A 20,297-nucleotide genomic window follows, 5' to 3' on the forward strand; every position below is an offset into this window, starting at 1 on the left:
ATGGCCGGGGGGCACGACCGGTAGATTTCGGGTGTGACCGAGACCCAGGCCCAGCAGGCCACCCCTCCACCGCGTCACTGGGAGGCCGATGTCCTGCTGCGGGACGGCCGGACGGCGCACATCCGGCCGATCCAGCCCGAGGACGCCGAGCTGCTGGTCGAGTTCTACGCGCGCGTCTCCGACGAGTCGAAGTACTACCGCTTCTTCTCGCCGATGCCGCACCTGTCCGAGCGCGACGTCAAGCGCTTCACGCAGGTCGACTACACGACCCGGGTGGCCTTCATCCTCACCGTGGCCGGCGAGATGATCGCGGTCGGCCGCTGGGACAGCACCGAGCCCGGCAAGGCCGAGGTCGCGTTCCTCGTCGAGGACAAGCACCAGGGGCGCGGGATCGGCCAGCTGCTCCTCGAGCACCTCGCCCAGGCGGGTCGCGAGCGGGGCATCGAGCGCTTCGTCGCCGAGGTGCTGCCCGACAACCAGGCGATGATCCACACGTTCAAGGACGCCGGCTACCAGGTCACGAGCGTCTACGACGAGGGCGTGATGGAGCTCGAGTTCCGCATCGACCCCACCGAGACCGCCATCGGCGTCATGGAGCAGCGCGAGCACCGCGCGGAGTCGGCGTCCATCGAGAGCTTCTTCAGGCCGAAGTCCGTGGCCGTCATCGGCGCCAGCCGCCGCCAGGACACCATCGGTCGTGCCCTGGTGCGCAACCTGGTGCTGGGCGACTTCACCGGGCGCGTCCACGTGGTCAACCCGAGCGCCGACGCGGTGGCCGGCATGCCGGCGTACAAGACGGTCGGGGACATCCCCGGGCAGGTCGACGTGGCCATCGTCGCGGTGCCGGCGGAGGCCGTGCAGGACGTCGTCCTCGACTGCGCCGCCAAGGGCGTGCACGGCCTGGTCGTCATCTCGTCCGGCTTCGCGGAGACCGGCGAGGAGGGCCGTCACCGCCAGCGTCGCCTGGTCGGGCTGTCCCGCTCCTACGGCCTGCGCCTGATCGGCCCCAACGCCCTCGGCATCATCAACACGGACCCCGAGGTGTCGCTCAACGCCTCGCTCTCCACCCTGATGCCGCCCCGCGGCCGTGCCGGCTTCTTCTGCCAGTCCGGCGCGCTCGGCTCGGCGATCCTGGAGAAGGTCAACAACCGGGGCCTGGGCCTCTCGACCTTCGTCAGCGCCGGCAACCGTGCCGACGTCTCGGGCAACGACCTCCTGCAGTACTGGGAGGAGGACGACGCCACCGAGGTGGTGCTGCTCTACCTCGAGTCGATCGGCAACCCGCGCAAGTTCTCCCGCATCGCCCGCCGGGTGAGCCGGCGCAAGCCGATCATCGCGGTGCGCTCCGGCCGCAGCACGCAGGGCGTCCCGATGGGCCACGCCGTGCGCAAGATCGCGGCGCCTTCGCAGGCGGTGGACGCGATGTTCCGCCAGGCCGGGGTCATCCAGGTCGACACGCTGGAGGAGATGTTCGACGTCGCCCAGCTGCTGGCCCACCAGCCGCTGCCCCGCGGTCGCCGGGTGGCCGTGGTCGGCAACTCCGACGCGCTCGGCCTGCTCGCCGCCGACGCCGCGACCAGCGTCGGGCTCGTGGTCAACAAGCAGGTCGCGCTCGGGGCCGACGCCGGGGCCGAGGACTTCGAGGACGCCCTGGACGCGGCGATCGACGACCCCGAGGTCGACGCGGTCGCGGCGATCTACATCCCGCCGCTCAACATCTCCGGGGAGGACGTCGCCAACGTGCTCGCCGCCGTCGGTGAGCAGTCCGACAAGCCGATCGTGTCGACCTTCCTCGGCGCCGAGGGCGTCCCCGAGCTGCTGCGCGTCCCCGACGTCGCCGGGTCGAGCGCCGGCCGCGGCTCGGTGCCGTCGTACCCCGCGGTCGAGGCCGCCGTCCGCGCCCTCGCCCGGGTCGTCGAGTACGCCGTGTGGCTGCGGACCCCGGACCGGGCGCACTCCGACGAGGCGCTCGTCGATCGGGCCGCCGCCCGGCGCTTTGTCAACGAGCTGCTGATGCACCACCCCGACGGCAAGGACCTGTCCTACGGCGAGCTGCGCGAGCTGTTGTCGTCGTACGGCATCGACCTGTGGGACACCCGCGCGGTGGCCACCCTCGACGAGGCGCTGGCTGCGGGGGAGGAGCTCGGCTTCGACGTGGTGCTGAAGGCGACGGCCGACCACCTGCGGCACCGGCCGGACCTCGCGCACGTGTGGCGCAACATCGACACCGCCGAGGAGATGCGGGACGCCTGGGTGACGCTCAGCCGGGTCATCGACTCCCCGGAGCGCGCCGGCTTCGTCGTGCAGAAGAACGCGCCTCCCGGTGTGCCCGTGGGCATCTCGTCGATGGAGGACCCGCTCTTCGGGCCTGTGCTCTCCTTCGGCATCGGCGGCCCGCTCACCGAGCTGCTGGGGGACCGGTCGTTCCGCATCCCGCCGCTCGCCGAGCACGACGCCCAGGACATGGTCCGCGAGATCAAGGCCTCCCCGATCCTCTTCGGCTACCGCGGCTCCGAGATCGTCGACGTCGTCGAGATCGAGCGGCTCGTACGCCGCGTGGCGCAGGTGCAGAACGACCTGCCGGAGGTGCGGGCCCTCGAGCTGCCCCTCGTCCTGGCCGGCGCGTCGGGGGCCTCGGTCCTCGGTGGCACGGCCCGGATCGAGCCGGTCCTGGACCCGCGGTCGGACTGGTTCGTGCGTCGCCTGTCCACCCCTCCGGGAGACACGCTGCCCGACTGACGTCGGCCGCGTGACAGGATGCCCGGCATGCGCACCACCAGGCGAGACGCGGGAGCGCTCCGCGTCGCCATCGACCACACCGGCTACTACCCCGAGGTGGTGACCGACGGTGTCTTCGCGGCCGTGGCCGGCGAGGACGTGCTGTCGTTCTACGTGCACCACGAGCCGACGTTCGACCGCGACGAGGTGCGCCGCCACCTCACGGTCGTCGTCCTCACCCCGTCGCGGCTGATCCTGGCCCACACCGACGAGCACCCCGGTGACGACCTGCTGCCCGACCCCTACACGTCGACCTCCACGGAGGCCATCGCGCTCGCGTCGGTCCGCTCGGTCGTGGTCACCCGGATGATCGCCAACCCCACGTCGGGCCCGACCCCGCCCGCGGAGGCCGTGCTCACCATCGGCTGGGGAGGCGTGGGCCGGGTCGACCTCGAGCCCGCCGCCTGCTCCGACCCCGAGTGCGACGCCGACCACGGCTACACCGGCGTCATCGCGGGCGACGACTTCTCGCTGCGCGTCTCGGCCGTCGCCGAGGGCAAGAAGGCCGTCACTGGCCTGCTGGAGTTCGCCGAGGCGCTCTCGTCGCGCACCCACGGCGCGTGACAGCCGCCGAGGCGTTCACCGAGCCGGCGTACGGCGACCGCTCGCTCGGCGACGTCGTCCCCGCCGTCGCCCGCTCCCTGGGCATCGGCGCCGACGCCGTCGGCCCGCCGCCCACGGGGCTGCTGCTGCCCGACGCCGGGTCGTGGGTCGTCTTCCTCGTCGACGGGCTGGGCGCCGAGTTGCTGCAGCGCTACGCCCACGCGGCGCCGTACCTCTCCTCGCTCGTCGAGGGCAGCTCCACCGGCACCGCCGGTGTGCCGTCGACCACCGCCACGAGCCTCACGTCGCTCGGCACCGGCCTCACCCCCGGCACCCACGGGCTGGTCGGCTTCACCGCCCGGGTGCCCGGCACCGACCGGCTCCTCAACCACCTGTGGTGGGACAAGCGGGTCGACCCGATGGAGTGGCAGCCGCACCCGACGGCATTCGCACGCCTCGGCGCCGCCGGCGTGCAGGTGACGGTCGTCAACAAGCGCGAGTTCGAGGGCTCCGGCCTCACCGTCGCGGCCCACCGCGGTGCCGACTACGTCGGTGCCGACCGGGTCGGCGAGCGGATCGCCGGGGTCGTCGCGGCGGCCGCCACCTCGCCGTCGCTCACCTACGTCTACGACTCCGACCTCGACTGGACCGGTCACAAGTTCGGGGTCTCGTCCACCCAGTGGCTCCAGCAGCTCGCCATGGTCGACGCCGAGGCCGAGCAGATGCGGGAGGCGCTCCCCGCCTCCACCCGGCTGCTCGTGATCGCCGACCACGGGATGGTCGACAGCCCCACGGACGCGCGGGTGGACGTCGACGAGGTCACCGAGCTCCGCGACGGCGTCGCCCTGATCGGTGGCGAGGCCCGCTTCCGGCACCTCTACTGCTCCCGCGGGTCGGTGGCCGACGTCGTGGACACCTGGCGCGGGGTGCTGGGCGACCGCGCGACCGTGCTGACCCGCGACGACGCGGTGGCGCGGGGCTGGTTCGGCGCGGCGAGCGCCGGGGTGCTGCCCCGGATGGGTGACGTCCTGGTGGCCTGCCGGGGCGACCTGGGCATCGTGTCGAGCGTCGACTTCGCCTACGAGATGTCGCTCGTCGGCCTCCACGGCTCGCTCACGTCGACGGAGATGCTCATCCCCGTCCTCGTGGGCTGAGCGTCCTCCTCAGCCGAACGGCAGTGGCTCGGGCGCCAGGCTGACCGCCTTGGCCCGGGCGGCGGTGAGCCGGCGGCGGTGGTGCTGGCGGCACAGGACCTCGTAGGCCACCTCGGCGGGCGGCTCGTCGACGGTCTCGACGTCACCGACCACGACGACCTCTCCCTCGACCACCATCACGCCGTTCTCGGTGCGGGCGTTGTGGGTGGCCCGCTTGCCGCACCAGCACAGGGCCTCGACCTGCAGCACGTTCATCCGGTCGGCGAGCTCGACGAGGCGTGCGGAGCCCGGGAAGAGCATCGAGCGGAAGTCGGTGAGGATCCCGAAGGCGAACACGTCGATCTGGAGCTCGTCGACGACCTTGGCGAGCTGGTCGATCTGCGCGGTCGTGTAGAACTGCGCCTCGTCGCAGATGAGGTAGTCGATGCGCCCACCCGCCGTCAGGGTGCTGACGACGTACTGCCAGAAGTCGAAGTCGATCGGCACCTCGAGCGCGTCGTGCGTCAGCCCGAGCCGGCTCGACAGCACCGCCTCGCCGGCGCGGTCGTGGGACGTGAAGATCCGGCCCACCCGCCCACGCGCGGCGTGGTTGTGGTTGGTCTGGAGCGCCAGGGTCGACTTGCCGGAGTCCATGGTGCCGGTGAAGAAGTGCAGTTCAGCCACGAGGAGCGATCCTGTCACAGCCGACCGGGCGGGGCCGACGTCGCGGTACCTACGCCGCGGAGTCGCTGCGCCGTGCGATGAGGAACGCGAGCCACAGCACGAAGACCGCGTCCTCGGGCGGCAGGTCCTTCGAGGTGGTCAGCTCGGGCCGGTTGGTCCACATCCGCGACCGGCGCACCGCGCCGATGGGCTCCTCGCCGTGGGAGAGCACGAGCCGGGTCGTCCAGATGCTGGGTGCGCCGAGGGAGTACGACGAGTGGCTCGTGTCGATGTCGTAGCGGCTGGTCCAGATGCTGCGACGGCGCGCCCGCATGCGGACCAGGCCGCCCGTCTCGGCCACCCGGTCGGACCCCGTGGCTCCAAAGCGCCACGCGACCCCGTCGATGTCGACCTCGGCCCGCTCGCGCACCCAGCTCCGCGACGCCGAGGCGACGGCGCGACCGTCGGCCAGCACCACGTCGCCCTTCCCCCACACGTAGTCCACGCGCCGACGCTACGCCCGGGTGCAGGATGGGGGTCATGACCGACACTCCGCTGATCTCGGCCGACGAGCTGCGTGAGGGGCTCGACGGCGTCACCGTCCTCGACGTCCGCTACCGCCTCCTCGGGCCGCCCGGTGCGCCGGAGTTCACCGCCGGGCACGTCCCCGGGGCGGCGTACGTCGACCTGGACACCGATCTCTCCGACCCGCCCTCCGACCCGGTCGACGACCGGGGCCGGCACCCCCTCCCGTCCAGCGAGCGGTTCATCGCGGCCATGCAGCGCGCGGGAGTCGGGCTCGAGGCGTCCGTGGTCGTGTACGACGACTGGCAGGGACGTGCGGCCGCCCGGGCGTGGTGGCTGCTGCGGCACCACGGGCACCGTGACGTCCGGGTGCTCGACGGTGGCTGGGCGGCCTGGGTCGCGGCCGGGGGAGAGGTCGAGACGGGTCGGGTCGAACCGGCACCCGGTGACTTCCACGGCAGCCCCGGCTCGATGCCGGTCGTGGCCGCCGACCGCCTGCTCGACGTGCCCGTCGTCGTCGACGCCCGCGCTCCGGAGCGCTACCGCGGCGAGGTCGAGCCGATCGACCCCGTCGCCGGGCGCGTCCCGGGTGCGGTCAACGTGGACACGGGCCGCAACCTCGACAACCACGGGCACTTCCGCGACGCCGCCGAGCTCCGGGCGCTCTACGCCGAGGTCGGGGCGACGCCCGACGTCGAGGTCGCGACGTACTGCGGCTCGGGCGTGACCGCGACCCACGACATCCTCGCCATGGAGGTCGCCGGCGTCCGGGCGGCGCTCTACGGCCCCAGCTGGAGCGGCTGGGTCGCCGACCCGGGGCGGCCCGTCGAGCGGGGCTGAGGGTCAGCAGACGTACCTCCTCACAGTGATGGCCGGCCCGCCCACGCCAGAGCGGAGTTGTCCGCCGATCCCCGGAACTACCTCTCCAGGGGTGAAGCGTGGTCCAGACCTGTCGAACCGGTCTGGACAAGGTTGATGAAAGCCACCACGGCGTGTTGCCCCACGCTCCTACCGTCGCCGCATCGCCCGCCGACTCGCGGCCCGGGCAACCCACCACTGGGAGCTCTCTTCATGACTTCTCGACTGCGCCGGCCTGCGGGCGCGCTGATCGCCACCGCTCTGGTCGGCGGCCTCCTCGGCATCGCGCCACTGGCCCAGGCCGCCGTCGGCGGCCCCATCTCCGGCACGGTCACGGGACCGGGCGGCACCGCGCTGGCCGGTGTCCAGGTCGCCGCGCTGGAGGATCTCAGCGACAACGAGGACCCGTACTGGCAGAACGTCGACTTCGCCGAGACCGACGCGGAGGGTCGCTACTCGTTCCCCGACCTGGCCGACGGGACGTACCGGCTGGAGTTCGGCGACCGGTTGAACCCCAACCCGTGGGCCTCGGAGTTCTACGACGACCAGATCACCGTGAGGACCGCCGACGACATCGTGGTGGTCGATGGTGCTGCTGAAGGCACGTACGACGCCCAGCTGGCGCCCGAGTCCACGATCAGCGGGACTGTCACCGGTGCGAGCGACGAGCCTCTCGGCGACGCCGGTGTCTACGTCTCGACGTGGGCGAACGGCGAGTGGGTCCACGTGGATCAGACGACCACCGACGTGGCGGGCGACTACCTGCTGCGTGCCCTCCCGCGCGGAACCTACCGGGTCGAGTTCGGCTACGAGACTCCCGACGGCGACTACCTCAGCGAGGCGTTCGACAACGCCCACTACCTCGACCAGGGCGACGACATCGTCATCGCGTCCGATGGCTCGGTCCGGATGGGCATCGACGCCCAGCTCGTCCCAGGCGAGTTCGACCCGGTCCCCTTCACCCTCAACCAGGCTCCAGTGATCAGCGGGACCCAGCAGGTCGGCAACATGCTGACCGCAACCACCGGCTCCTGGACGCCCGCGCCGCAGCGCACCGAGATCTACTGGTTCCGGGGCGAGACCTACACCGGGGTCAGCGGACCGACCTACCCGCTCACGGCGGCCGACGCCGGTCAGGTCCTGACCGTCCTCGTCCAGGTCTACGGCTCGGAGGGTGAGTACGAGTACGCCAACGCAACCACGGGCACGATCGCCCCGGCCCCGGCCCCGGCCCCGGCCCCGGCTCCCGCACCCGCCCCTGCTCCCGATGAGCCGACGATCTCGTTCCCGAAGTCGATCGACGTCAAGGGAGACCTCAAGGTCGGCTCGACCCTGGTGCTCAAGAACTACAAGGCTCTCGTCGCTCGCTCCGCGGTCTCCTACAAGTTCCAGTGGTTCGCCGGTTCGAAGAAGATCAAGAAGGCGACCAGGACCAAGCTCAAGGTCACCAAGGCGCTCAGGGGGAAGAAGGTCTCGGTCAAGGTGACCGCCAAGCTCGGCAGCACCTCCAGGGCCGTGAAGGTCAAGGTGGGCAAGATCCGATGACTTCGGTCCAGCAGTGACCATGCAGTGAGAGCGACGGGGGTGGCCATCGGCCGCCCCCGTCCGTCACAACCGGGCCGTGACCGGGTCGCCGACCCGGACGGTCCCGGTGTTCTCGGGGACGAGGCTGACGGCGAAGAGCGTCTTGTGGTCGACGAGCCGGTGCCGGGCGAGGGTGCGGATCGGCTCCTTGCCGGTGGTCAGCGATCCGAGGTCGATCGTCGTCATCACGCACCGGTCGGTCGGCTTGGCCACCCGGAAGCTGACGTCGCCGACCGTCACGCGGGTCCAGGCGTCCTCGGCGAAGGGCCCGTCGCCGTCGACCACCAGGTTGGGGCGGAAGCGCGCCATCGGCAACGGCTCCGGCGGCTCCTCGCCGCGGGAGAGGGCGCCCTCGACGATCCAGTCGTTGAGCCGGCGCAGCGACGCCTCGCTCGCGATGGTCACCGGATAGCCGTCGGCGTACGCCGTATGGTCGCCGGGGCGGGAGAACTCCGGGTTGAGCCGGCGGCGCGTCGGGTCGTCGCACCAGACGAGCCGGACGTCGTCGCGACCCAGGGCCTTGCGCACCCACGCGTCGGCCTCCCCGCCGGCCGGGACTCCCTGGAGCTCGCGGGAGAAGAGCTTCACCCGCACCAGGTCGGCGTCGGGGTGGTCGAGCAGCAGGTCCGGCAGGTCCGCCGCCCTCAGCCTGAGGTCCCGGTCCAGCGTCGGGTCGGTGCGGGGCGTGTCGGCGACGAGCGCGAACAGGTCGTGCTGCTCACGGGCGGTGACGACCACCCCGTCGGCGTCGACGACCACCCAGGAGCGGTCGTCCTCGAAGCCCCGGGGCAGCACGGCCACGGAGGTGAGGGGTCGGCTCGCGGTGCTCTTGACGGGGTGGGCGGCCAGGGAGGTGATCTGCACGGCAGATGTCTACCAGTGCACGCCCTTGAACATCCGCGCCAGCATGATCTGCTCGCTCTCCCGGTGGCCCGCCTCGGCCTTCTCGCCCCTGGCCGCGGCCGAGTCGGGGAAGACGTTGTAGGCCATGTTGAGCAGCCGGAAGGTCGCCTTGGGGGCCACCGTGTGCGCCACGGCACCGACGTTGCCGAGGGCGGTGTTGATCTCGTGCGGGCGCTCCACCATCGCCCGGACGAGGATGTCGGCGGCCTGGGCGGGGCTGATCATCGGGAACTTGTCGTAGAGCTTGGTCGGCGCGGTCATCGGCGTCCGGACCAGCGGCATGTGGATGTTGGTGAAGGTGATCCCGTTGCCGACGACCTCGCTGGCCACGACGTTGGACCACGAGTCCAGGGCCGACTTGGACGCGACGTACGCCGAGAAGCGCGGCGGGTTGGTCTGCACGCCGATGGAGCTGACGTTGACCACGTGCCCCGACTGCTGGCGCTGCATGGCCGGCATCAGTCCGATCACCAGCCGGACCGCGCCGAAGTAGTTGAGCTGCATGGTGCGCTCGAAGTCGTGGAAGCGGTCCTGCGACAGCCGCAGCGACCGCCGGATCGAGCGGCCGGCGTTGTTGATGACGAAGTCGACCGACGGGAGGTCGGACGTGACCTGCTCGCAGAGCCGGTCGATCGACTCCAGGTCGGAGAGGTCGCACGCGTAGACGTGGGCGGTGCCGCCGCGCATCTCGATCATCGCCCGGGTCTCCTCGAGCTTGTCCTTGCCGCGCGCGACGAGGACCGGGACGCCACCGGCCTGGGCCACCTTGAGCGCGGTGACCTGGCCGATGCCGGACGAGGCGCCGGTGATGACCACGTGCTTGCCCTGGAGCGCCGCACGGGTGGCGCGGTTGCGACCGGTCGCCTGGTCGAGGTGGTCCTCCCAGTAGCCCCACAGCGTGCCCGCGTAGGACTCAAGGTCGGGCACGGAGATGCCGGAGCCCGACAGCGCCTTCTCCGTACGACGCGAGTCGAACGTCGCGGTGAAGCTGGTGTGGCCCAGCACCTCGGACGGGATCCCCGCACGACCCAGGGTCTGGTCGAGCACGATCCGACCCGGCGCCGAGCGGACGACGGCCCCGACGATGGTCGAGGGGCGCAGGGCACGGGGGACGAGCCCGAGTGGTCCGGCCGAGGTGACGTGGCGGTCGATCGGGGTGGCAAAGCGCGGGGCGCCAGCGGCGGCGCAGATGAGGTTGATGACCTCCACGACGGGCTGGGGCTCGGGGTTGACCAGGTGGAAGGCCTCCCCGTCGCGGCCGGGCAGGTGCGCCAGGTGGTCCATCGCCGAGGCAACGTAGTCGACGGGCACCACGTTGGTGTCGCCGAGGTCGGCCCCGACCAGCGGCAGCCAGGCGGGCAGGGTGTCGCGCAGCAGCTTGAGGAGCGGGAAGAAGTAGTAGGGGCCGTCGATCTTGTCCATCGCCCCCGTCTCGGAGTGACCGACGACGATCGAGGGGCGGTAGACGCGCCACGGCACGGTCGACTCCTCGCGGACGATCCGCTCGGACTCGTACTTCGTGCGGTGGTAGGGCGAGGGCAGGTGCTGGCCCTCGTGGAACATCGTCTCGTCGAAGACGCCGCGGAAGTCGCCGGCAGCGGCGACGCTGGAGACCTGGTGGAAGCAGCCCGCGTCGAGCGCCTCCGCGAGGGCGAGCGCGTGCCGGGTGCCGTCGACGTTCATCGCGTCGTTGGTCGCGTCGTCGGCGGTCATGTCGTAGATCGCGGCCAGGTGGAACACGTGGTCGATCCGTCCGGTGTGCTCCTCCACCCACGCCGGGTCGACGCCCAGGGCGGGCTCGGCGAGGTCGCCGACGACCGGGACGACGCGCGGGTCGTCCCACTGCCGCATGAGCGTCTCGAGGCGGGCCCGCGAGCCCTCGCGGACCAGGACGAAGACGTCGCCCTCGCGGTGGTCGAGCAGCTCCTCGACGAGGTGGCGGCCGATGAACCCGGTGGCGCCGGTCACGAAGTACGACATGCCAGCGGAGACTACTCGGGTCAGTCGGACTTGCCCCCGCCGAACATGATCTCGTCCCAGCTCGGCACCGAGGCGCGACCGCGACCCTTGCGGGCGGGCCGGCGCGCGGGGCGCTCGTCCTCCTCGGCGGCGGGCTTCTCCGGCTCGTCCGTGGTGGTCGGCGACTCGGCGTCCTTGTCGGCGCCGGCCTCGTCGGTGCCGGACTGCTTCTGGCCGGGCTCGTCGAGGTAGGCCTCGACGGGCTGCTCGGCACCGAGACCCGCGACCTCGGTGAGGTCCATCGTGGTCTCGGTGTCGGAGGCGGCCTCGTCGTCCGTCTCCGTGGCGGCCTGGGCGGGTGCGTCGCCGTCGTGCACCATCTCGATCGCGTCGTCGCCGAGCGGCAGCTCGTCGGCGGGCACCGACGACAGGCGACGCTGGCGGGCGTGCTGGAGGTCGTCGCGGCTCGTCGGCTCCTTCTCGGCACGCTCGGGCTGGGAGACCTGCTCGCCGACCAGCCAGCGGGCGTGGTCGTCCTCGACGGTGACGAAGTTGCCGCGCACGTCGAAGGCGAACGTCGCGGTGCCGGCGCGCTTGGGGGCGGTGAAGACGCCGACGAGGGTCCACCGGCCGTCCTCGCGCCGCCAGGCGTCCCACTCGACCGCGGACGGGTCGGTGCCGACGCTGCGCAGCTGGGCGGCTGCGGCCTCGCCGAGGGTGCGCGCACCGGTCTCGCCGGAGCGGCGGCGTACGGACGACAGCTGGGCGCGCTGGGCCACGTGCGCGCGCTCGGCCAGCACGGGCGCGGCGAACGGCATGATCCGCTCGACCGTGGTCTGCGCGGCCTGGGCCACCGACTCGGCCGACTCGCCGGCCCGGATGCGGGCCTGGATGTCGCGGGGGCGGAGGGCTGAGTCCATGGTGATCTCCAACTGGCCGATGCGTGCGTGCTCGCCGCGGAGGGCGGCCCGGAGAGCGTTGTCGGCGTCGAGGGTGTATTCGTCGCCGTTGTCCCCCACCAGAAGCAGCCGCTTGCCGTCCTCGCTCAGTCCCGCGAGCGTGAGGTGGGCCATCGGTGCTGGACTCCTTGAAGCGGTGGTGGTTCTCCGGTCCGTCCGAGCCTACGCCAGCGTCGACGCGCCGCACCGCTAGGCGGACGGCGCGCCCACCCACCAGATCTGCGGCGGCCACTCGATAGCCTGCGGCGGTGCCTCCCTACGACCCGACGTACCTCCTGGTCGGTGTCGACCTGGTGGGCATCTTCGTGTTCGCCATCTCGGGTGCCCTCGTGGCCGTGCGGCGTGGGTTCGACCTCTTCGGGGTCCTGGTGCTGGCCGGTACGACGGGGCTCGGCGGCGGCTTCCTGCGCGACGTCCTCATCGGCGCGACGCCGCCGGCGTCGCTCACCGACTGGCGCTACCTCACCGTCCCGCTGGTCGCCGGGCTGCTCACCTTCGTCTTCCACCCGACGGTGGGGCGGATGGAGCGGGTGATCGACGTCTTCGACGCGTTCGGGCTGTCGCTGTTCTGCGTCACCGGGGCGCTCAAGGCTCTTGAATACGGCCTCGCCCCGATCCCGGCCGCCCTGATGGGGATGGTGACCGGCATCGGCGGCGGGATGGTGCGCGACGTGCTGGCGGGTCGGCCGCCGGTGGTCTTCAACAGCAACTTGTACGCCACCCCGGCACTCCTCGGGGCGGCGGTGGCGGTGGGGCTGGACGCCACGACCCTGCCCCTGGGCGTGGTCGTCATCGCGGGGGCCGGCGTGTGCCTGGTGCTCCGGCTGCTGGCGATGGTCCTGGACTGGCGCGCGCCGCTCCCGCACGGTCCCGCCAACGTCTGAGCGGCCTCGCGCTCAGCCCAGCACGCGGTCGAGGTACGGGTTGGTGAAGACCCGGTCCGGGTCGAGCCGGTCGCGCAGCTGCTGGAACTCGTCCCACCGCGGGTAGACACGGGCCAGGTGCGCCGCGTCGCGGGTGTGCATCTTGCCCCAGTGCGGACGACCGTCGGCGGCTGCGAGCACGGCCTCGATGCCGGCGAAGTAGGCACGGTGGTCCGCGGCGACGGGCACGTGGAACGCGAGGTAGAGCGAGTCCCGGTCCGACGCGGTGGACAGGGTGATGTCGTCCGCGGGCGCCGTGCGGATCTCGACCGGGAAGCTCACCAGCCAGTCCGACGCGTCGACCTCCCGACGCGCCTCGCGCAGCACGTCGAGGCCGACCTCGCGCGGGACGGCGTACTCCATCTCCTTGAAGCGGACGTTGCGCGGCGTCGTGAAGACGTGGTGGGCGATGTCGGAGTAGCGGCGCTCGGAGAGCGCGCGGGCGCTGACCCGGTTGATGAGCGGGGTGGTGCGCGGGGCGCGGGTCGCGACCGTCGTGAGGGCGCCGAAGGCCGTGTTGGACAGCAGCTCGTCGTCGAGCCAGCCGCGCCACCGGGGGAGCGGCTCGGCGGTGTCGAGGTCGGCGAGCCGGTCGTTGGTCTTGGTCATCATCCGGTCGGTGTGCGGGAACCAGTACATGTCGACGTGGTGGTGCTCCGCGACCAGCTCGTCGTACGACGACAGCGCCTCGTCCCAGGTCATCGGCCGCTCGTGGGCCTCGAGCGCGAAGAGCGGCTCGACGTGGAAGGTGATCGACGTCAGGACCCCCAGCGCCCCGAGGCCGACCCTGGCCGCGGCGAAGACCTCGGGGTGCTCGTCGGCGCTCGCGCGCAGCACCTCGCCGGTGCCGGTGACCAGCTCGAGCCCGGCGATCTGGGCCGCCAGCGACGCGAGAACCCCGCCGGTCCCGTGGGTGCCCGTCGAGGTCGCGCCGGCGATGGTCTGGGCGTCGATGTCGCCCATGTTGTGCAGCGAGAGGCCCAGCCCGGCCAGCCGCGCGTTGAGCTCGTGGAGGGGGGTCCCCGCGCCCGCGGTCACGGTCATCGCCTCGCGGTCGACGGCGAGGATGCCGCTGAGGCCGTCGGGTCGCAGCTGCCCGTCGGACGCGACCGCGATCCCGGTGAAGCTGTGCCCGCTGCCCACCATCTTCACCGTGCCGCCGCGCTCGCGTGCGGCGAGCACCTCCCGCACCACCGCCGCGGTGTCCGCCGGCGAGGTCGCCCGGGCAGGGCTCGCCGACTCCGTCCGCGCCCAGTTGTGCCAGCTGCTCGTCGGCGCAGGGTCCATCGGGTCCTCCTCGGGCGGATGCTCGCAGACAGAGGCTAGACGGTGGGACGAGTCTTGGTCGTCGCCCCACGATGCCGTCATGTGTCAGACCCAATTGCGGGTATAGACGCGTCCTCAGAGCGCCACGTCCGGTAGGCGTGGTCAGGTTCAGATGAACGGCAGGTGACCGTCTGCCGTGGAATCGATCAACAAAGGGTCTGATTGGTCGGGACGGGTCCATGTCTAGTACATGGGGGTGGAGTACGTGCAGCACGCATGGGAGTTCAGCAACAACGGTCACGACCCGGGTCGCTACGTGACTCGCGGGGATCGAGCCCTGCGCAACCTCACGAACCCGCGCGTGAGTGTCGTCATCCCGACGCGCAACGAGGCCAAGAACCTACCGATGGTGATCCCGAGGCTCCCGGGAGGGCTCTTCGAGGTGCTCATCGTCGACGGGTGCTCCACCGACGGCACCGTGGACGTGGCCCGGGAGCTTCGCAGCGACGTGCGTTTCGTCGAGCAGACCGGGCAGGGCAAGGGCAATGCGCTGTCCACCGGCTTCGCGGCTGCACGTGGCGACATCCTGGTCACCCTGGACGCGGACGGATCCGCGGACCCGGCCGAGATACCTCGATTCGTCTCGGCCCTGGTCGCCGGGGCGGACCTGGCCAAGGGTTCGCGATTCGCCCAGGGGGGCGGCAGCGCCGACATCACGCGTACCCGAAGGCTCGGCAACCGGGTGCTGTGCATCCTGGTCAACGGGATCTACGGCACCGGCTACACCGACCTCTGCTACGGCTACAACGCGTTCTGGGCGGACTGCCTGCCCGCGCTCTCCACGTCACGGCCGTTGTACGCCGCCGATCCGACCCTCGAGTCGCCGCTCGGTGAGGGGTTCGAGGTAGAGACCGTGCTCAACGTGCGCGCCGCCAAGGGGGCGCTGCGGGTGTGGGAGGTGCCCAGCTACGAGCTGCGACGCATTCACGGTCAGAGCAACCTCCACGCCTTCCGCGACGGCTGGCGGGTCGTCAGGACGATCTGGGGCGAGAGTCCGGCATTCGCGGCACGCTACTCGCCGTCGGCGGCGGCTCCGCCCGGGTCGGTGGACGGGATCCTTCCCCTTCCGGCAACGAGCCAAGCGATCGCACCTGTGACCCCCGTGCGGGCCGAGGCCCCGCCAGTCCCGTTGCCGCGGACGACGCCGGTGATCGAGCAGAGCCCCGCCCTGGTGGGAGACTCTCAGCCTCCCCCGGGCACGAGAGCCAGCAACGGACACGGACCGGACAAGCAGTGACGCCCCCGGACACCGACGGTCCGCACTCGGTCTCGGTCGTGATCTGCGCCTTCACCGAGCATCGTCTGGCCGACCTCACGGCCGCGATCGACGCCCTGCGGGGCCAGAGCCGACCCGCGGACCAGGTGATCCTGGTCATCGACCACAACGAGGTGCTGCTGCGTCTGGCCCGGAGCGCCTGGGCGCCAGGTGTCGAGATCCTCACCAACCAGGGGACGCCCGGCCTCTCCGACGCCCGCAACACCGGCGCGGCGGGCGCGACCGGCGCGGTGATCGCCTTCCTCGACGACGACGCCACTCCCGAGCCGGACTGGCTCGAGCACCTCGTGGCACCGTTCGCGGACCCGCGCGTGGTCGCGGTCGGTGGGGCGGCGAACCCTCGGTGGGAGAGCGCACGCCCCCGGTGGTGGCCGGCAGAGTTCGACTGGGTGGTCGGATGCACCTACCTGGGAATGCCGACAGTTGGTGGCGAGGTCCGCAACGTCCTCGGCGCCACGATGGCCTTCCGTGCCGATGTCTTCGCCGGTGGCGAGGGCTTCTCGCTGGTGGTGGGGCGCGTCGGTGCATCCGCGACGGGGTGCGAGGAGACCGAGCTGTGCATCCGGCTACGGCAGCACCGTCCGGACGCGAGCATCCTGTTCGAGCCGCGTGCGGTGGTCCACCACCGGGTCACCCCGGCCCGCGAACGGTTCGCCTACTTCGCGCGGCGGACCTTCGCGGAAGGCCGGTCCAAGGCCGCTGTCGCCGGGTTGGTCGGACCACATGACGCGCTCAGCACCGAGCGGTCCTACGTGGCGAGGACCCTGCCGGCGGGAGTGGGCCGCGGGTTGGTCTCCACGTGCCGGCGGGGGGATCTCTCCGGCGCCGCCCGCGCTGGGGCGATCAGCATCGGGCTCCTGCTGACGGCCACCGGCTACGGCCTAGGTCGGGTCGGCGGGCTCGCGCGCCGGGCGTCGGCGTCCGAAGAGGGCTTCCTCCCGATCCGGCTGGTGCAGCTCGAGCTCACCGACCCGTCTCCTTGCGCGGCGGCACCCGGCTACGGGCGGGCACGGGTCCTGGTCCGGCGCGAGGGTCGACCGGTGGGCTCCGTGGACGTCCTGCTCGACGAAGGTCGGGTCAGTCCCATGGCCGAGGCCCGGATCCGGGCGCACTTCGGGACGCGTGGTGCCCCTCCGAGGCCGACCGGCGCGTCGCCCCGAGCCACACCCACGCCCGGTGTCGCCGTCGTGGTCGCAACCCACGACCGGCCCCGCGAGCTCCAGCGTTGCCTCGACTCGTTGCTGGCGACCCAGTACCCCTGCCTCCAGGTCATCGTCGTGGACAACGCGCCGAGCTCCTCGGTCACCCGGGACATGGTGCAGCACGACTACCCGACAGTGACCTACGTGCACGAGGACGTGGCCGGCCTGGCCCGAGCGCACAACCGGGGACTCCAGCACGTGGTTGCCCCGGTCGTGGCCTTCACCGACGACGACGTCGTCGTCGACCCGTGCTGGGTCCGGAACCTCGCGGCGCAGTTCTCGTCGGACCGGGTCGGCTGCGTCACCGGGCTGATCTGGCCGGCCGAGCTCGAGACCCCCGCCCAGGCGATGATCGAGGCGCACGGCGCCTTCGGCAAGGGATTCGCCACGCGCACCTTCGACCTGGACGGGTCCCGGCCCGACGACCCGCTCTTCCCCTACACCGCCGGTGCGCTGGGGTCCGGCGCCAACATGGCCTTCCGGACCGACGTGCTGCGCGAGCTGGGCGGCTTCGACGCGGCACTGGGCGCCGGCAGCAGGGGACGGGGCGGGGACGACCTCGCCGCATTCCTCGACGTCATCGAGGCGGGGTACTCCTTGGTCTACGAGCCCGCAGCGATCGTTCACCACCACCATCGACGCGAGGCGGGAGTCGCCCGGACGCAGGCCCTCAACTACGGAATCGGTCTGGGGGCCTATCTCACCCGGGCGGTGATGCGCCGACCTTCGAGAGCGGTCGCCTTCCTCCGGCTGGCCCCCCGGGCGGTGGTCCACCTGGTCGCGACCTCCTCGAACTGGGATCCCGGACCGGGCGCAGATCGTGCGCGCCGGCTGCTGCCCTGGCAGCTGCTCGGCCTCGTCCGCGGCCCGTTCGACTATGCCCGCAGCGCCCGGGAGGTACGTCAGACGCCCCAGGGGGCGTCATGATGACCCCCGTCCCGGTGCTGCTTTACCACAGCGTCGCGGTGGAGTCCTCGGCACGGTTCCGACCCTGGACCATGCATCCTCGCCGGTTCGCCGCGCACATGCAGCTGCTGGCGGATCGTGGTCATCACAGCCTCACCATCGGCCAGCTCGAGCCGGCTCTGTGCCCGGGTGGACCGCCCCTGCCTGAGCGCCCCGTGGTGATCACCTTCGACGACGGTTTCGCCGACTTCCACTCCGCGGCCCTGCCCGTGCTGGAGGAACACCGCCTCGCCAGCACTATGTACGCCACGACCGGCTACCTCGGCGGGACCGCTCGCTGGCTGGCGCGTGAGCGCGAGCAGGACCGTCCGATGCTCCACCCCGAACAGCTGCACGACATTGCCGCACGCGGGGTGGAGGTCGGGGCCCACAGCCACACCCACCCCAGGCTCGACGAGCTGAGCGCGGCCGACTCCCGCGCCGAGATCCGCCGCAGCAAGGAGGTCCTCGAGCAGGAGCTGCAGCGACCGGTGACCAGCTTCGCCTACCCCCACGGCTGCCACAGCCGGCGGGTGCGGGAGCAGGTGATCGAGGCCGGATACTCCTCGGCCACGGCGGTCCGGCACGCCATTTCCTCGCCGGAGGACGACGTCTTCGCCATGGCCCGCGTCATGGTGCTCGCCGACACCACGACCGCGGACCTGGCGAAGCTGCTCGCCGGTCAGGGAATCCCCCAGGCGCCCTACCGACCGCGGACGCGGACCGCTCTGTGGCGTGCTGTGCGGCGTACACGGCGGGTGCTGGTCTCCACGCCGAGGGGACACCGGGCGCCATGACGCGGACCAGTGGTTCGATGGGCGCGTTGACGACCCGGGTGCGGCCAGCACCCCGGCGGACCTGGCGCGAGCTCATCGCCGTCGACCCGGATGCCCTGCCGACCCAGTCCCCCGAGTGGCTCGACAGCTTGTGCGCGGACGGACGCTACGTCGACGCCAGCCGGTGCTACGAGCTCCAGGACGGTCGTCGAGCACTGCTGCCGCTGGTGCGGCGCACGCACCGCGCGAACCGGGCGTCGACCTTGGCGTCGATGCCTGCCAGCTGGGGCTTCGGCGGGTTGTTGGTCGAGGGGGGAGTGACCGTGGAGGCGGTGTCGGCCGTGGTCGACGACCTGGTCGGCCAGGGCGCCCTGCGAGTCCGGCTGCGCCCCAACCCCCTGCACTCGGACGTCTGGACGGCAGCGATGGCAGGGCGGCGGGGAGTCACCGCCACGCCGTCGTGCGCGCACGTGCTCGACCTGGGCGGTGGCTTCGACGCGGTCTGGGAGCAACGCTTCAAGGCGACGACCCGCAGCCAGGTGCGCAAGGCCGAGCGGATGGGGGTCGTGGTCGAGACCGACACCACCGGTCGGCTGCTGCCGGAGCTCCACGCGCTGCTGCGCACCTCGGTCGACCGCTGGGCGAGCCGGCAGCACGAGCCGGCCCGCATGGCGCAGCTCCGGTTCGCGCGTAGGGACCCCCCGGCCAAGCTTCGGGCGATCGCCGAGCACCTGGGCGGGTCCTGCCGGGTGTCGGTCGCTCGCATCGACGGCGTCGCGGTCGCCGCGATCCTGGTGCTCCAGGGTCGCAACGCCCACTACACCAGGGGCGCGATGGACGAGGAGCTGGCCTCGCACTCCCAGGCCACCAAGCTGCTGCACAAGGTCGCGATCGAGGCTGCCTGCGAAGCCGGGTGCGACACGTACCACATGGGCGAGTCCGGGGAGTCGGCCGGACTCTCACAGTTCAAGAGCCGGTTCGGCGCGGTGGCGCAGCCCTACCACGAGTACGTCATCGAGCGGGTGCCGCTCACCCGGCTCGACCAGCTGGCGCGATCCAGCGTCAAACGCGTCCTCGGGTTCCAGGATGCCTGATCGGCGGCGCTGGTCGCTCGTTGCCGCGGTGGCGGTGACGGCGGTCGTGGTGACTGCAGGCGTCATCACCGCGACCCGGGCCGACCCGGGCGCCGAAGCGCCCGAGCAGGTCCTCGTGTTCGCCGACGAGTTCGACGCGGGCACGCTGGACCAGAGTCGATGGACCACCTGCTACTGGTGGGACGACGGCGGCTGCACCAACGAGGGCAACGACGAGCTCCAGTGGTACCTCCCCGACAACGTGGGCGTCGAGAGCGGCGCCCTGCGACTGGAGGCGCGGCAGGACTGGGTGCGGGGCTCGGACGAGGAGGGCTATCCCTACACCTCGGGCATGGTGACCACCGGTCGGAGCGCAGACGACCAGGCGCAGCCGCCGCGGTTCGGGTTCCAGTACGGCCGGGTCGAGGCCCGGATGCGGATGCCTGCCGGCAAGGGACTGTGGCCCGCGTTGTGGCTGCTGCCCCTCACGCACGAGTCCCGGCCGGAGATCGACGTGATGGAGGTCCTGGGCGACACCCCCTCGACGCTGCGCGCACACTTCCGCTATCTGGACGACGGTGAGCGCGTCACCCTCGGCCACACCTGGACGGGGAAGGACTCCTCGGCCGGGTGGCACGTCTACGGTCTGCGTTGGACCCCCGAGGAGCTCGTGTGGCTGGTCGACGGCACGGAGCAGTGGCGATTCACCGAAGCGGAGTTCGTCCCCCACGAGCCGATGTACCTGCTGATCAACCTGGCCGTGGGTGGGGAGTGGCCCGGTGCGCCCACCCCCTCCACCGACTTCCCGTCCGCCCTCGAGGTCGACTACGTCCGGATCTGGCAGAAGGACGCGTGACTCCCGATGTCCACC

The 20,297-nt window shown here is 71.8% G+C and carries 17 protein-coding genes; 11 read left to right on the forward strand and 6 right to left on the reverse strand.

Annotated features, from left to right (window positions below; translation table 11 throughout):
* The first annotated feature begins 33 nt into the window (after positions 1-33).
* Genes DAE25_RS16840 through DAE25_RS16850 form a run of 3 tightly spaced genes read left to right on the forward strand, consistent with a single transcriptional unit; the run spans position 34 to position 4,475 of the window.
* Positions 34-2,739 (forward strand): bifunctional acetate--CoA ligase family protein/GNAT family N-acetyltransferase, encoded by a 2,706-nt coding sequence (locus DAE25_RS16840; protein ID WP_107767298.1) that lies wholly within the window; start codon positions 34-36, stop codon positions 2,737-2,739.
* Between the two features lie 27 nt (positions 2,740-2,766).
* Positions 2,767-3,342, forward strand: a complete 576-nt coding sequence (locus DAE25_RS16845) for a DUF5998 family protein (protein WP_056886081.1) — start codon at positions 2,767-2,769, stop codon at positions 3,340-3,342.
* Positions 3,339-4,475, forward strand: a complete 1,137-nt coding sequence (locus DAE25_RS16850) for an alkaline phosphatase family protein (RefSeq protein WP_107767299.1) — start codon at positions 3,339-3,341, stop codon at positions 4,473-4,475. Before DAE25_RS16845 ends, DAE25_RS16850 begins: the two co-directional genes overlap by 4 nt.
* Positions 4,476-4,484: 9 nt before the next feature.
* On the opposite strand, the gene DAE25_RS16855 is transcribed toward DAE25_RS16850, so the two are convergent.
* A complete protein-coding gene (locus DAE25_RS16855; RefSeq protein ID WP_107767300.1) occupies positions 4,485-5,138 on the reverse strand; it encodes a thymidine kinase in 654 nt (217 codons plus the stop codon).
* 49 nt (positions 5,139-5,187) lie between these two features.
* On the reverse strand, positions 5,188-5,622 hold the full coding sequence (locus tag DAE25_RS16860) for a hypothetical protein (protein WP_107767301.1): 435 nt from the start codon (positions 5,620-5,622) through the stop codon (positions 5,188-5,190).
* 35 nt (positions 5,623-5,657) lie between these two features.
* Between DAE25_RS16860 and DAE25_RS16865 the strand changes: the two genes are divergently transcribed.
* Positions 5,658-6,482, forward strand: coding sequence for a sulfurtransferase (locus tag DAE25_RS16865; RefSeq protein WP_234411107.1), 825 nt, complete (start codon positions 5,658-5,660; stop codon positions 6,480-6,482).
* Positions 6,483-6,713: 231 nt separating this feature from the next.
* Positions 6,714-8,045 carry a carboxypeptidase regulatory-like domain-containing protein gene (locus DAE25_RS16870; protein ID WP_159083804.1) on the forward strand — a complete coding sequence of 444 codons (1,332 nt, stop codon included), beginning with the start codon at positions 6,714-6,716 and terminating at the stop codon, positions 8,043-8,045.
* 63 nt (positions 8,046-8,108) lie between these two features.
* Here the strand turns inward: DAE25_RS16870 and DAE25_RS16875 are convergent, their stop codons facing one another.
* From DAE25_RS16875 to sepH, 3 genes are read right to left on the reverse strand one after another with little or no spacing between them, the layout of a single operon-like run.
* The gene (locus DAE25_RS16875) at positions 8,109-8,948 is read right to left on the reverse strand and encodes an MOSC domain-containing protein (RefSeq protein ID WP_107767304.1); all 840 of its coding nucleotides are present in this window, start codon (positions 8,946-8,948) and stop codon (positions 8,109-8,111) included.
* Positions 8,949-8,957: 9 nt separating this feature from the next.
* The gene (locus tag DAE25_RS16880) at positions 8,958-10,967 is read right to left on the reverse strand and encodes an SDR family oxidoreductase (protein WP_107767305.1); all 2,010 of its coding nucleotides are present in this window, start codon (positions 10,965-10,967) and stop codon (positions 8,958-8,960) included.
* Between the two features lie 20 nt (positions 10,968-10,987).
* Positions 10,988-12,019, reverse strand: coding sequence for a septation protein SepH (sepH, locus tag DAE25_RS16885; protein WP_107767306.1), 1,032 nt, complete (start codon positions 12,017-12,019; stop codon positions 10,988-10,990).
* A 134-nt stretch (positions 12,020-12,153) separates the two neighbouring features.
* Here sepH and DAE25_RS16890 point away from each other — a divergent pair, with 134 nt between their 5' ends.
* Positions 12,154-12,789 carry a trimeric intracellular cation channel family protein gene (locus DAE25_RS16890; protein ID WP_107767307.1) on the forward strand — a complete coding sequence of 212 codons (636 nt, stop codon included), beginning with the start codon at positions 12,154-12,156 and terminating at the stop codon, positions 12,787-12,789.
* A 12-nt stretch (positions 12,790-12,801) separates the two neighbouring features.
* Here the strand turns inward: DAE25_RS16890 and DAE25_RS16895 are convergent, their stop codons facing one another.
* Positions 12,802-14,115, reverse strand: a complete 1,314-nt coding sequence (locus DAE25_RS16895) for a D-arabinono-1,4-lactone oxidase (protein WP_107767308.1) — start codon at positions 14,113-14,115, stop codon at positions 12,802-12,804.
* Between the two features lie 340 nt (positions 14,116-14,455).
* Between DAE25_RS16895 and DAE25_RS16900 the strand changes: the two genes are divergently transcribed.
* From DAE25_RS16900 to DAE25_RS16920, 5 genes are read left to right on the forward strand one after another with little or no spacing between them, the layout of a single operon-like run.
* On the forward strand, positions 14,456-15,391 hold the full coding sequence (locus DAE25_RS16900) for a glycosyltransferase family 2 protein (RefSeq protein ID WP_199907647.1): 936 nt from the start codon (positions 14,456-14,458) through the stop codon (positions 15,389-15,391).
* Positions 15,388-17,559: a glycosyltransferase family 2 protein gene (locus tag DAE25_RS16905; RefSeq protein ID WP_107767310.1), complete on the forward strand. Its 2,172-nt coding sequence runs from the start codon at positions 15,388-15,390 to the stop codon at positions 17,557-17,559. The genes DAE25_RS16900 and DAE25_RS16905 overlap by 4 nt, the downstream gene beginning before the upstream one ends.
* Positions 17,556-18,374, forward strand: coding sequence for a polysaccharide deacetylase family protein (locus DAE25_RS16910; protein WP_107767311.1), 819 nt, complete (start codon positions 17,556-17,558; stop codon positions 18,372-18,374). Before DAE25_RS16905 ends, DAE25_RS16910 begins: the two co-directional genes overlap by 4 nt.
* Positions 18,371-19,447 carry a GNAT family N-acetyltransferase gene (locus DAE25_RS16915; RefSeq protein WP_159083805.1) on the forward strand — a complete coding sequence of 359 codons (1,077 nt, stop codon included), beginning with the start codon at positions 18,371-18,373 and terminating at the stop codon, positions 19,445-19,447. The genes DAE25_RS16910 and DAE25_RS16915 overlap by 4 nt, the downstream gene beginning before the upstream one ends.
* Entirely contained in the window at positions 19,440-20,282 is an 843-nt protein-coding gene (locus DAE25_RS16920) for a glycoside hydrolase family 16 protein (protein ID WP_107767313.1), read from the forward strand. The genes DAE25_RS16915 and DAE25_RS16920 overlap by 8 nt, the downstream gene beginning before the upstream one ends.
* Positions 20,283-20,297 lie beyond the last annotated feature (15 nt).

It is taken from the genome of Nocardioides terrigena (assembly GCF_003047265.1).
In the GTDB taxonomy this organism is placed as follows: domain Bacteria; phylum Actinomycetota; class Actinomycetes; order Propionibacteriales; family Nocardioidaceae; genus Nocardioides; species Nocardioides terrigena.